This is a genomic window from Mesorhizobium sp. M0500 (assembly GCF_040321165.1).
Classification (GTDB): domain Bacteria; phylum Pseudomonadota; class Alphaproteobacteria; order Rhizobiales; family Rhizobiaceae; genus Mesorhizobium.
This window is the reverse complement of the sequence record NZ_JAMYRB010000005.1, coordinates 219,940-232,440: the sequence shown is the minus strand read 5'-3', so window position 1 is coordinate 232,440 and position 12,501 is coordinate 219,940. Positions and strand designations below refer to the sequence as shown.

The window sequence follows — 12,501 nt, the reverse complement described above, 5'->3', positions numbered from 1 at the left end:
TGATGCCAAAAAGTTGCAGACTTTTTGGAAACATCATGCGCCAAAATAAGAGCATTCGGTCTGGGCACGCATTTGTTTTTACGCAATTCCGAACGGAAAACCGCCAGGCACTTTCCTGGAATTGCTTTTAAGGAGATCATGACATGGCACGCGTAAAGAGAGGCGTCACCTCGCACGCCAAGCACAAGAAGGTCCTGAAAGCCGCCAAGGGTTTTTACGGCCGTCGCAAGAACACCATCCGCATCGCCAAGCAGGCGGTGGAAAAGTCGCTGCAGTACGCCTATCGCGACCGCAAGAACCGCAAGCGCTCGTTCCGCGCGCTGTGGATCCAGCGCATCAATGCGGCGACGCATGAGCATGGCCTGACCTATGGCCGTTTCATCGACGGTCTCAACAAGGCCGGGATCGAGATCGATCGCAAGATCCTGTCGGACATGGCCATCCACGAGCCGCAGGCCTTCGCCGCACTCGTGGCCAAGGCCAAGGTCGCGCTCGAATACCTGAAGAACACCACGCCGAATGCTTTTGAAAGCGCTGTCGCTTAAGACCAGCGCTTCCCAAGCTATTCGACACTTGATTTGGGAAACCCGCGCTGGCAGGGCTGGCGCGGGTTTTTCTTTGCTTCCAATCGGATCTGGAACATGAGTGACATGGAAACTCTCGAAAATTCCCTGATGGCCGAGATCGCCTCGGCCGCCGACGAGCAGGCGATCGAGGCGGTGCGTGTCTCTGCCCTTGGCAAGAAGGGCTCGGTTTCCGAGATGCTGAAGACGCTCGGCTCGATGAGCGCCGAGGAGCGACAGGTCAAAGGCCCGGCAATCAACGGCCTCAAGAACCGCGTCACCGAGGCACTTTCGGCGCGCCGCGCCGAGCTGAAAGATGTGGCGATCACGGCACGGCTTGCCGCCGAGAAGGTCGACGTCAGCTTGCCGGTCAGGCAATCGCCGGCCGAGCGCGGCCGCATCCATCCGATCAGCCAGGTTATCGACGAGATCGCGGCGATTTTCGGCGATCTCGGCTTTGCCATCGCCGAAGGTCCGGACATCGAGACCGACTATTACAATTTCACCTCGCTGAACTTCCCGGAAGGCCACCCGGCGCGCGAGATGCACGACACGTTCTTCTTCCAGCCGGACGAGCAGGGGGAGCGCAAGCTTTTGCGCACCCACACCTCGCCGGTGCAGATCCGCACCATGGAGATGCAGAAGCCGCCGATCCGCATCGTCATTCCCGGCAAGACCTACCGGCAGGATTCCGATGCCACCCACTCGCCGATGTTCCATCAGGTCGAGGGGCTGGTGATCGACAAATCGGCCAACGTCGCCAACATGAAATGGGTGCTGGAGGAGTTCTGCAAGGCCTTCTTCGAAGTGCCGAGCGTCAAGATGCGCTTCCGGCCGTCCTTCTTCCCGTTCACCGAGCCCAGCCTCGAGGTCGACATCCAGTGCGACCGTTCGCGGCCCGGCGAGGTGCGCTTCGGCGAGGGCTCGGACTGGATGGAGATCCTCGGCTGCGGCATGGTCCACCCCAATGTGCTCCGTTACGGCGGGCTCGATCCCGACGAATACCAGGGCTTCGCCTGGGGCATGGGCATCGACCGCATCGCCATGCTGAAATACGGCATGCCGGATCTGCGCGCCTTCTTCGACGCCGATGTGCGCTGGCTGTCGCATTACGGTTTTAGGCCGCTTGACATGCCGACGCTGTTCGGGGGCTTGAGCGCGTGACGACCGGGCCGCAGCAAATCCGCGGGCAGCTCGCCTTCCTGCACATGTGCGACGCGCGGACGCATAGCTTCAAGTGCAGCGTGCCCAGACCAGACGGAACACAGTCATGAAACTCACCCTCTCCTGGCTCAAGGATCATCTCGACACCGACGCCTCGCTGGCGGAAATCGTCGAGCGTCTCACCTCGATCGGCCTCGAGGTCGAGCATGTCGACGACCGGGCGAGCCTGGCCCCCTTCGTCATCGCCAAGGTGCTGACGGCGGTCCAGCATCCCGACGCCGACCGGCTTCGCGTGCTGACCGTCGACACCGGCGACGGCAAGCCGCCGGTGCAGGTCGTGTGTGGAGCGCCGAACGCCCGCGCGGGCCTGATCGGCGCCTTTGCAGCACCGGGCACCTATATTCCCGGCATCGACGTGACGCTGACCGTCGGCAAGATCCGCGGCGTTGAAAGCCACGGCATGATGTGCTCCGAGCGCGAGCTCGAATTGTCCGAGGAGCATGACGGCATCATCGACCTTCCGGCCGATGCGCCGGTCGGTACCAGCTTCGCCGCCTATGCCCATCTCGACGACCCGCTGATCGAGATCAATCTGACGCCGAACCGGCCGGATGCGACCAGTGTCCATGGCATCGCCCGCGATCTGGCGGCGAGCGGGCTCGGCACGCTGAAGATCGCGCCGATAGAGCCGATCCCCGGCAAGGGCGAGACGCCGGTCAAGGTGACGATCGAAGCGCCGGAGCTCTGTCCCGGCTTTGCGCTGCGCCTGGTACGCGGCGTCAAGAACGGACCGTCGCCGAAATGGCTGCAGCAAAGGCTTCTCGCCATCGGCTTGAGGCCGATCAGCGCGCTCGTCGATATCACCAATTACGTCACCTTCGACCGCGGTCGGCCGCTGCATGTTTTTGACGCTGCGAAGGTCACCGGCAATCTCACCGTGCGCCGGGCGCATGACGGCGAAAAGGTGCTGGCGCTCGACGGCCGCGAATACACGCTGACGCCGGAGATGTGCGTCATCGCCGACCAGGACGGCATCGAATCGATTGCCGGCATCATGGGCGGCGAGCATTCCGGCTGCGACGAGAACACGTCAGACGTGCTGATCGAGTCGGCGCTTTGGGACCCGATCACCACCGCCCGCACCGGCCGCACACTCGGCATCATCACCGACGCGCGCTATCGGTTTGAGCGTGGCGTCGACCCGGAAATGATGGTTCCCGGCTTGGAGCTGGCAACGAAGCTGGTGCTCGATTTCTGCGGTGGTACGCCGGCCCAAACCCGAGTCGTCGGCTATGCCGGCCATCAGCCGAAGATCGTCTCGTTCCCATTGTCGGAAGTGAAGCGGCTGACCGGCATCGAAGTGCCGCGCTCGACAAGCCTCGACATTCTTGCCCGCCTCGGCTTCAGGCCGGAGGGCACGGGCGATGTCGTCAATGTGGCGGTCCCGTCCTGGCGGCCGGATGTCGACGGCAAGGCCGACCTGGTCGAGGAGGTCATGCGCATCCACGGCGTCGACAACATCGCGCCGCAGCCGCTCGGTTCGCACGATGCGGTCAACGCCAGGATCCTGACTGTGCTGCAGATCCGCACCCGCGCCGCCAAGCGGGCACTTGCCGTGCGCGGCATGATGGAGGCCGTCACCTGGTCGTTCATTCCGGCAAAACACGCCGAATTGTTCGGCGGCGGCCAGCAGGCGCTGAAGCTTGCCAACCCGATCGCCGCCGATATGTCGGACATGCGGCCGTCGCTGCTGCCGGGGCTGATTGCGGCAGCACAGCGCAATGCCGACAGGGGCATCGGCGATATCGCGCTTTTCGAAGTGTCGGGCACTTACGAGGGCGACGGCGCCGACCAGCAGCGGCGCGTTGCCGCCGGCGTGCGGCGCGGCACCGCCAAGCTCGAGGGCTCCGGCCGCCATTGGGCCGGCAACGCCGGCGCCGTCGGCGTCTTCGATGCCAAGGCCGATGCGATCGCAGCACTCGAAGCCTGCGGCGCGCCGGTCGAGCGGCTGCAGATCGAGGCTGGCGGCCCGGCCTGGTATCATCCCGGCCGCTCCGGCACGATCAAGCTTGGGCCGAAGGTAATCCTTGGCACGTTTGGCGAGTTCCACCCGAAGACACTGGAGGGGCTGGACGTCTCCGGCCCGCTCTGCGGCTTCGAAGTGTTCATCGATGCGGTGCCCGAGCCGAAGGCCAAGCCGACGCGGACGAAGCCGAGGCTTGATCTGTCCGCCTTCCAGGCGGTCAAGCGCGATTTCGCCTTCGTTGTCGACAAGGCGGTCGAAGCCGGCACACTCGTTCGCGCCGCCCTTGCCGCCGACCGAAAGCTGATTTCCGGCGTCTCGGTGTTCGATGTTTTCGAGGGTGCAGCGCTCGGCGCGGCGAAAAAATCGATCGCCATTGAAGTGTCGATCCAGCCGGTCGAAAAGACGCTGACCGACGACGATTTCGAGGCGCTGGCCAAGCGCATCGTCGAGAATGTCGGCAAGCAGACCGGCGGCGTGCTCAGAACCTAGAACGGATGCGATGATGGTTCACACCAGCAAACTCTCCATCACCTGGCTGGCAACTCACATCGGGACGATCGACGGCTTCTTGGATGACCAGGAATGCGCCGATCTGATCGCTGACAGTGAACGGCGCGGTTTCGAGGCGGCCAAGGTGAACAGCTCCGGCGGCGCCACCGTCCTGAAGGAGCTTCGCAATAACGACCGGGTTGTCTTCGATGACGAGGACCTTGCGGATTTGCTCTTCGCACGGGCGCGGCCTCTGCTCTATCGTGGTCTCGGCGACTGGCGCTTGACCGGGCTGAATGAGCGTTTCCGTTTCTATCGCTATGGGCCGGGCCAGAAGTTCGATTGGCACCATGACGGCTATTTCGAGCGCCACGCCTTGGAGCGCAGTCAGTTCACGTTCATGATTTATCTATCAGATGGATTTGAAGGGGGAGGAACCTCGTTTCGCGGCGAGATGCCGGGCTATGCCGGTAGCAGTCTTCTGGTGAAGCCGAAGAAAGGAATGGCACTGGCGTTCTACCATCCGATCGAGCATCGCGGCGACGAGGTGCTGTCGGGGCGCAAGTACGTCATCCGGACGGACGTGATGTACAAGCGCCAATGAAACGCTGTCCGTTCTGCCGCTGAGCTAAATGCACCTGACCCCGCTGGAAGTGTTTTTCGTCAAGGAGTTCTGCCGTTCCGCCGGCGTTTCTCCTGACATGATGCGTGCGCTGAAAGTCAAAGTACGCAGCCGCGATCCTGTAGGATTCATGACCAGAGTCACTCCCTCATCGGTTCCCCCGGAATTGCGCTTTGAGAGTCGAGTGTTCAGTTCGCTTCGGGTAGCGTGCGTTGGACCTGACCAGCTTCTTTGCGGCATGGTGCTGTTCTTCGATGAGATTGAAGGAAAGCTAGATGCGATCGAAGGCTTTGTGTATGGCGAAGAATGGCCGTCAATCGAGGAGCCAGTCTTCTGGTCCGAGACCGACCGAACAATGAGCCTTGGGCGGGAGGGAAACTAGCCTGCAGAAATGGGCGTCACGACGCCCTTTCCGATAATTGCACAACGCATGGCGCGCTGAGGACCTAGAGGGGTTGCCGGCAGGTGACGAATCGCCGTCCAAAGGGCGATGGACCATTTGCGCTATTCAGGGCTGCCCTTTGAGGAACAGCGTGCAGCCTTTCTCGATATCGTCTCGGCCGATCCGCTGATTGGCGAGACGCTGTCGCGAGTGCGGGCGCTTGACCTGCGGGACTGGCTGGTCGTGTCCGGCGCGCTTTACAACAGCGTCTGGAATCACCTGACCGGAAAGCCCTCGGGGTACGGCATCCGGGATGTCGACCTGTTCTATTTCGATGAGAGCGATCTGTCCTATGAAGCCGAGGACACGGTCATCCGCCGGGCGGCGAAGCAGTTCGAAGGACTGACGCTGCCGGTCGAAGTGCGCAACCAGGCGCGGGTGCATCTGTGGTTTGAGGCGCGCTTTGGCGGTTCCTATCCCAGACTGTCGTCGTCCGCCGAGGCGCTGTCCTATTTCGCTTCGAAAACCCATGCGGTCGGCGTTAGATTCGGCATCGATGGGCAACTCGCGCTCGTGGCGCCGTTCGGGCTCGACGACATCTTCTCGTTTCGCGTTACCCCGAACCGTGCACTGGATAATCGGCAGACGCACGAGATGAAGGGCGCGCGTGCCAGGGAGAACTGGCCGGAGATCAGTGTCGTGCCTTGGTAGGAAATGTCGGCGCGAGGCACCCCCCCTCTGCCCTGCCGGGCATCTCCCCCTCAAGGGGGGAGATCGGATGTCGCCTCGGCTTTCGCCAATCACCGGCGCCGGAAGGGCGGGGAGGGCGCGGGAACTGCCAATCTCCCCCCTTGAGGGGGAGATGTCCGGCAGGACAGAGGGGGTGCCTCGCGCCGAGGTCTCACAACGCTTTGCATCGCACCGTATTAGTCAAAAAGGGGTGCCGAAACGCCCCGTTTCGATTGCGCCGTCGATTGCCGTTCACCCGTTGACCAGCGCCAGCAGCTCCTCGGTATAGCGCTTGCCGACCACCTTTTCCGGCGACAGGGCGTCGCCGATGGATGCCACCTCGGCCTGGCTCAGTACGATATCGGCTGCCGCCGTATTCTGTTCGAGATGTCGGATCTTGCGGGCACCAGGGATCGGGACAATGAAGTCGCCCTGATGCAGCACCCAGGCGAGCGCCAGCTGCGCCGGCGTCACGCCCTTCCCGGCGGCCATCTTTTCCAGCACGGCGACGACCGCCGCATTGGCCGCCATGGCGTCGGCCTGGAAGCGCGGCAACCCGCGGCGCCAGTCGTCGGCGCCGAGAACATCGGGCTTGGCGATCGTGCCGGTGAGCAGGCCGCGGCCGAGCGGGCTATACGGGACAAAGCCGATGCCGAGCTCGCGGCAGACGGCAAACACTTCCCCCTCCGGATCGCGGCTCCACAGTGAATACTCGCTCTGCACGGCGGCGATCGGGTGCACGGCATGCGCCCGGCGGATGGTCGCCGCACTCGCCTCCGACAGGCCGAGCGCCCGCACCTTGCCCTCGCGCACCAGCTCGGCCATGGCGCCGACCGTATCCTCGATCGGCACGTTGGGGTCGACGCGGTGCTGGTAATAGAGATCGATCACCTCCGTATCCAACCGCTTCAATGACGCTTCGGCCACCGCCTTGACATGCTCCGGGCGGCTATCGACACCGGCCATGCGCTCCATGCCGCTGCCTTCTTCGAGGATCTTGAAGCCGAATTTGGTTGCGATCGTCACCTTGTCACGCACCGGCTTCAGCGCCTTGCCGACCAGGATTTCGTTCTCGTAAGGGCCATAGACCTCGGCCGTGTCGAAGAAATTGACCCCGATCTCGACGGCATGGCGCAGCGTGGCAATCGCCTCCGCCTCCGGCTGGCCACCATAGGCAAAGCTCATCCCCATGCAGCCGAGGCCGACCGGGTAGACGTCAAGTTTATTGCCAAGCTTGCGGGTTTGCATCACGTGTCTCCTTGTTGTGATGGTTGTGATGCCGCAGAGATAGCGTCTTGCGCCGAGTTCGATAATCGGCTCTCATTTGCACGGGCTGTTCCAAGAAATAGATCAATGAAGCGAACCCATCTTTCACAGCTCGCGGTACTGGCAATGGTCGCCCAATGCGGCAGTTTTCGCGGCGCCGCCAAGGAACTGGCAATCGCGCCATCGGCGGTCAGCCACGCGGTGTCCAGCCTCGAAGCGCGCCTCGGCGTGCGCCTTCTGGCGCGCAGCACGCGCAGCGTCGCTCCGACCGAGGAGGGCGCGCAACTGCTCGAGCGCCTCAGGCCGGCGCTGTCGGAAATCGACCTGGCGCTGGAATCGGCGATTGAGGCGCGCGACCGGCCGGCGGGCAATCTCAGGCTGACGGTGCCGCGAACCGCCGCCCATCTGGCGCTGACGCCAAGGCTCAGCGCCTTTGCTGCTGCCTATCCCGACATCGTGCTGGAGATCGTCATCGAGGACCGCTTCACCGATGTGGTCGAGGGCGGCTTCGATGCCGGTGTGCGACTGGGCGAGAGCCTGCAGCGCGACATGATCGCGGTGCGTATCGGACCAGACCTTCGCGGCGCGGTGGTCGGCGCGCCAGCCTACTTCGAGACCATGCCCAAGCCGCAGCATCCGCGCGATCTCGCCGCTCACCGCTGCATCCGCTTCCGCTTCTCCAGCGGCATTCTCTACCGCTGGGAATTCGAGCAAAACGGCGAGGAGATCGAGATACCGGTGCAAGGGCCGCTGATCCTCGACGAGGACCATCTGATTGCCAACGCCGCAGTCGACGGCGCCGGGCTCGCCTTCGTGTTCGAGGACTATGTCCGCGACGCGCTCGCCGCCGGCAAGCTCGTTCGCGTGCTGGAGGACTGGTGCCCGCGCTTCGACGGCTTCTTCGTCTATTACCCCAGCCGCCGCCAGATGCGGCCGGCGCTCAGGGCCTTTGTCGATTTTTTCAAGGTCGGCGAGTAAGCCAACCCTCCCCACAAGGGAGAGGTGGAAGAAAGCCGACCTGGCATTCGTTCACCGACCATGTCAGCACTGCCCAAAAACCAGACGGCCGGCTACGGCTGGACGGCGATCATCCTTCACTGGCTGATCGCGGCGCTCTTTATCGGCCAGTTCGTGCTCGGCTTCGTCATGGTGCGGCTGTCCAGCCAGCGCACCGCCTTCGAGCTGATCCAGCTGCATAAATCCTTCGGCTTCCTGCTGCTTGGACTGGTCATCCTGCGCATCGCCTGGCGCCTAGGCAGACCGGCCCCGCCGCTGCCGCGCTCGGTCGGGCCTTTCGAGCGCCGTGCGGCGCCGCTGGTCCATCTCGCGCTTTATGCGTTTCAGCTCGCTCTGCCGTTGTCCGGCTGGGCGCTGGTCTCGGTCTCGGTGCTGGAGATCCCGAGCGTGCCGTTCAATCTGTTCGTCATGCCCAATCTGCCGCTCGGTGAATCGGACACGGCAGAAAGCTTCTGGGCAGCGACGCACTGGTATCTCGCCTATGCCGGCATCGGACTTGTCGCTTTGCATCTCGCCGCAGCGCTGCGCCATCATTTCTGGCTGAGGGATACCGTGCTGACGCGCATGATCACGGCTTCGTCACATCACGACAGGGAATAGAGCGGACGGCTCATTCGTTGATGGGGCGAGGACGCAAGAAAGCGTTGCCTGCCAAGAGGACCATTTCCATGTACGCGCGCATCTTCGGATTTGCGGCCGCCGCCGCTTGTTTTGCCATGCCTGTTTTCGCCGCCGTTGCCCTCGGCGACGCGGCCGGCAGCTACATCATCCGCCCGGGGAGTTCCAGCATCCACTTCTCCATCGGCAAGCTCGGCGGCGGCGGGCTCGACGGCGCCTTCGCCCGCTTCAAGGGCAGTATCCTGATCGACAACAGCGATGTCGGCCGGTCCCAGGTCAATTTCACCATCTTCCCCGAAAGCGTCGGTACCGGCCAAAGCCGCATCGATGCCTTTCTTCGCTCGGACGCGGTGTTCGACGCGGCCGACAATCCGGAGATCCAGTTCCGTTCGACCAGCGTCAAACGGACCGGCGACACGTCAGCCCTGGTTACCGGCAGGCTGACGGCGCGCGGCAAGACCTTTCAGGAAAAATTCACCGCCGATCTCGGCGGCCTCAAGGCGGGCACGATAAAATTCCACGTCACCGGCAAGGTGCTGCGGTCGCGCTACGGCATGGATGTCGGCACGCCGATTTATTCCAACGTCGTCGACTTCGACATGACGCTGACCGGCAAGCGGGGATAGTCTTTGCAGGACCGGGGTTCCGCAAGGGCAGCGCCGGCATCCGGACAAGCCGCAGATGATCGCCCTGTTCGCCGCCATGCTCCCGCATTGGCTTTTCCGCCGATTTCAGGCAAACCTCCAGGCCTGCAATCGAGAGGAGAAATCTGATGTTCCGATGGGGTGTTTTGTCGACGGCCAAGATCGGCCGCGAGCAGCTTTTGCCGGCAATCGTCGAGGCGGAGAACGGCGTGCTGTCCGCGATTGCCAGCCGCGATCTGTCGAAAGCGCGGGCGCTGGGCGAACGCTTCGGTGCGCGCCACGCGTTCGGCTCCTATGAGGAGCTGCTCGCCTCCAGCGACATCGACGGCGTCTACATTCCGCTGCCGACCTCGCAGCATGTCGAATGGACGGCCAAGGCGATCGAGGCCGGCAAGCATGTTCTGGTCGAAAAACCGCTGGCGCTCGATGCCAAGGACATTCCGCCGCTGATCAAGCTGCGCGATGCCAGGAAGGTGCTGGTCTGCGAAGCCTTCATGGTCGTCTACCATCCGCAATGGATCAAGGTGCGCGAGCTGATCGCCAACGGCGCCATCGGCCGGCTGCGCCATGTCCAGGGCGCGTTCTCCTATTACAATGTCGACCCCAACAACATGCGCAACAAGCTCGATCTCGGCGGCGGCGCGCTGCCCGACATCGGTGTCTACCCGACAGTGTCGACACGCTTTTCGACCGGCAAGGAGCCGCTGCGCGTCCAGGCGACGATCGAGCGCGACAAGACGTTCGGCACCGACATCTATTCCTCGATCCGCGCCGATTTCGGCGACTTCGAGCTGTCGTTTTACCTGTCGACGCAGATGGCGGCACGCCAGGTGATGGTCTTCCACGGCGAGAAGGGCTTCATCGAGGTGTTCTCACCGTTCAACGCCGGGCTCTACGACCATCACCGCGTCGAGCTGCACAACCAGAACCACAGCGAGGCGCAGGTGTTCCGCTTTCCCGGCACGCAGCAATACCGGCTGGAAGTCGAGGCCTTCGCGCGGGCTGCGCAGGGCGGCAAGGACCGCGTCTTCACTCTGGAAGAATCGGTGCTCAACCAGAAGGTCATCGATGCCATCTTCCGCGCCGGCGAGAAGGAAGGCTGGGAAACAGTCTAGGCCGGCCATGATCCCACAACGGGACCGGTTTTTGGACGAGATCATGGCCAAATAGATGTCCGACGATGCGGATGTGATCATTGTCGGCGCCGGCCTTGCCGGCCTTGTCGCGGCGGCCGAACTGTCTGCGGCCGGCAAGAAGGCCATCATTGTCGAGCAGGAGCCGGAGCAGTCGCTTGGCGGCCAGGCATTCTGGTCGCTCGGCGGCATCTTCCTCGTCGATTCGCCCGAACAACGGCGCATGCGCATCCGCGATTCGTATGAGCTGGCGCTCGAGGACTGGCTGGGCACCGCAGCCTTCGACCGCACGGAAGATCTCTGGCCGCGCCGCTGGGCCGAGGCCTATCTCGGCTTCGCCGCCGGCGAGAAGCGCTCCTGGCTCATGCAGCGCGGCTTGAAATTCTTTCCGGTGGTCGGCTGGGCCGAGCGCGGCGGCGGCAATGCCGTCGGCCACGGCAATTCGGTGCCGCGCTTCCACATCACCTGGGGCACCGGCCCTGGCGTGCTCGAGCCGTTCGTGCAGCGCGTGCGCGAGGCCGAGAAACGCGGGCTGATCCGCTTCAAATTCCGTCACCGGGTCAACGAATTGACGCGGACGGGCGGCGTCGTCGACGGCGTGCGCGGCGACCTATTGGCGGCGAGCGATGCCGAGCGCGGCCGCAAGAGCTCGCGCGAGATCACCGGCGATTTCGAGCTGAAGGCGCAGGCCGTCATCGTCGCCTCCGGCGGCATCGGTGCCAATCACCAGCTGGTCCGGGAGAATTGGCCGAAGCGGATGGGCGCGCCGCCGAAACGCATGATCACTGGCGTTCCCGATCATGTCGACGGCCGCATGCTGGCGATCGCCGAAGCCGCCGGCGGCCGGCTGATCAACCGCGACCGCATGTGGCACTATGTCGAGGGCGTCAGGAACTGGGCACCGATCTGGACCGATCATGCGATCCGCATCCTGCCCGGCCCGTCATCGCTGTGGCTCGATGCGCGCGGCAAGCGCCTGCCGGTCCCGCTCTATCCCGGCTTCGACACGTTGGCCACGCTCAGCCACATCATGAGCACCGGCTTCGATCATTCCTGGTTCATCCTGACCAAAAAGATCATCCAGAAGGAGTTCGCGCTGTCGGGCTCCGAGCAGAACCCCGATCTGACGGGGAAGAGCTGGCGCCAGGTGCTCGGCCGCGCCACCAGCGGCGTGCCCGCGCCGGTCAAGGCGTTCATGGAGAAGGGCGAGGATTTCATCGTCGAGCCTGATTTGCCGGCGCTGGTCGCCCGCATGAACGCAGTGGCCGGCGGCGAGCCGCTGCTCGAACTGGCGCAGGTTGAGCGCGAAATCCGCGCCCGCGACCGGCAGCTCGACAATCCGTTCTCCAAGGACATGCAGATTACTGCGTTGCGCGGCGCGCGAGCCTATCTCGGCGACCGGCTGATCCGCACCGCAAGACCGCACAAGCTGCTCGATCCCGCCAATGGCCCGCTGATTGCCGTCAGGCTCAGCATCCTGACCCGCAAGACGCTCGGTGGGCTGGAGACTGACCTCGACAGCCGCGTGCTGGGCGCCGGCGGCCAACCAGTCGAGGGGCTGTACGCAGCGGGCGAGGCCGCCGGTTTCGGCGGCGGCGGCATGCACGGCTATGCAGCGCTCGAAGGCACGTTTCTTGGCGGCTGCATCTTTTCCGGCCGCAGTGCCGGACGGGCGGCCGCGCGGATTGTGGCATAAAACAAGGCCGGGGACAGCCGTTGCGCCAAGGTGGCGATTGCACCGAATGGCCAACTTCCCTTAGAGCATTTTGCAGCCAAATGGAATCATTTGGCGTCCGCATAAATGCGGCAAGACAGATGGTTAGAGCGGGTTGCCGGTTCCAGGAGAAC

12 protein-coding genes are annotated in these 12,501 nt (G+C 63.7%); 11 read left to right on the top strand and 1 reads right to left on the bottom strand.

What is annotated here, in order from left to right; translation table 11 throughout:
* Positions 1–143: 143 nt before the first annotated feature.
* The 6 genes from rplT (at position 144) to NKI70_RS12500 (ending at position 5,957) form a co-directional block, all read left to right on the top strand.
* Positions 144–545 carry a 50S ribosomal protein L20 gene (rplT, locus tag NKI70_RS12525; RefSeq protein ID WP_006201247.1) on the top strand — a complete coding sequence of 134 codons (402 nt, stop codon included), beginning with the start codon at positions 144–146 and terminating at the stop codon, positions 543–545.
* A gap of 96 nt (positions 546–641) precedes the next feature.
* A complete protein-coding gene (pheS, locus tag NKI70_RS12520; protein WP_352451635.1) occupies positions 642–1,727 on the top strand; it encodes a phenylalanine--tRNA ligase subunit alpha in 1,086 nt (361 codons plus the stop codon).
* Positions 1,728–1,833: 106 nt separating this feature from the next.
* A complete protein-coding gene (pheT, locus tag NKI70_RS12515; RefSeq protein WP_352576304.1) occupies positions 1,834–4,242 on the top strand; it encodes a phenylalanine--tRNA ligase subunit beta in 2,409 nt (802 codons plus the stop codon).
* Between the two features lie 10 nt (positions 4,243–4,252).
* Positions 4,253–4,846, top strand: a complete 594-nt coding sequence (locus NKI70_RS12510; protein WP_352568469.1) for a prolyl hydroxylase family protein — start codon at positions 4,253–4,255, stop codon at positions 4,844–4,846.
* Positions 4,847–4,874: 28 nt separating this feature from the next.
* Positions 4,875–5,246 (top strand): hypothetical protein, encoded by a 372-nt coding sequence (locus NKI70_RS12505; RefSeq protein WP_352568468.1) that lies wholly within the window; start codon positions 4,875–4,877, stop codon positions 5,244–5,246.
* Positions 5,247–5,354: 108 nt separating this feature from the next.
* A complete protein-coding gene (locus NKI70_RS12500; protein WP_352697213.1) occupies positions 5,355–5,957 on the top strand; it encodes a nucleotidyltransferase family protein in 603 nt (200 codons plus the stop codon).
* A gap of 270 nt (positions 5,958–6,227) precedes the next feature.
* On the opposite strand, the gene NKI70_RS12495 is transcribed toward NKI70_RS12500, so the two are convergent.
* Positions 6,228–7,223, bottom strand: coding sequence for an aldo/keto reductase (locus NKI70_RS12495; protein ID WP_352697211.1), 996 nt, complete (start codon positions 7,221–7,223; stop codon positions 6,228–6,230).
* Between the two features lie 105 nt (positions 7,224–7,328).
* On the opposite strand from NKI70_RS12495, the gene NKI70_RS12490 reads away from it, so the two are divergent.
* From NKI70_RS12490 to NKI70_RS12470, 5 genes are all read left to right on the top strand, one after another.
* Positions 7,329–8,219, top strand: coding sequence for a LysR family transcriptional regulator (locus NKI70_RS12490; RefSeq protein ID WP_352568462.1), 891 nt, complete (start codon positions 7,329–7,331; stop codon positions 8,217–8,219).
* Between the two features lie 60 nt (positions 8,220–8,279).
* A complete protein-coding gene (locus tag NKI70_RS12485) occupies positions 8,280–8,858 on the top strand; it encodes a cytochrome b (RefSeq protein ID WP_352568460.1) in 579 nt (192 codons plus the stop codon).
* A gap of 68 nt (positions 8,859–8,926) precedes the next feature.
* Complete coding sequence (locus NKI70_RS12480; protein WP_352568458.1) at positions 8,927–9,502, top strand: YceI family protein; 576 nt, start codon at positions 8,927–8,929, stop codon at positions 9,500–9,502.
* A 146-nt stretch (positions 9,503–9,648) separates the two neighbouring features.
* Entirely contained in the window at positions 9,649–10,635 is a 987-nt protein-coding gene (locus NKI70_RS12475) for a Gfo/Idh/MocA family protein (RefSeq protein WP_352484691.1), read from the top strand.
* Between the two features lie 55 nt (positions 10,636–10,690).
* Entirely contained in the window at positions 10,691–12,349 is a 1,659-nt protein-coding gene (locus NKI70_RS12470) for an FAD-binding dehydrogenase (RefSeq protein WP_352568456.1), read from the top strand.
* Positions 12,350–12,501: the final 152 nt, after the last annotated feature.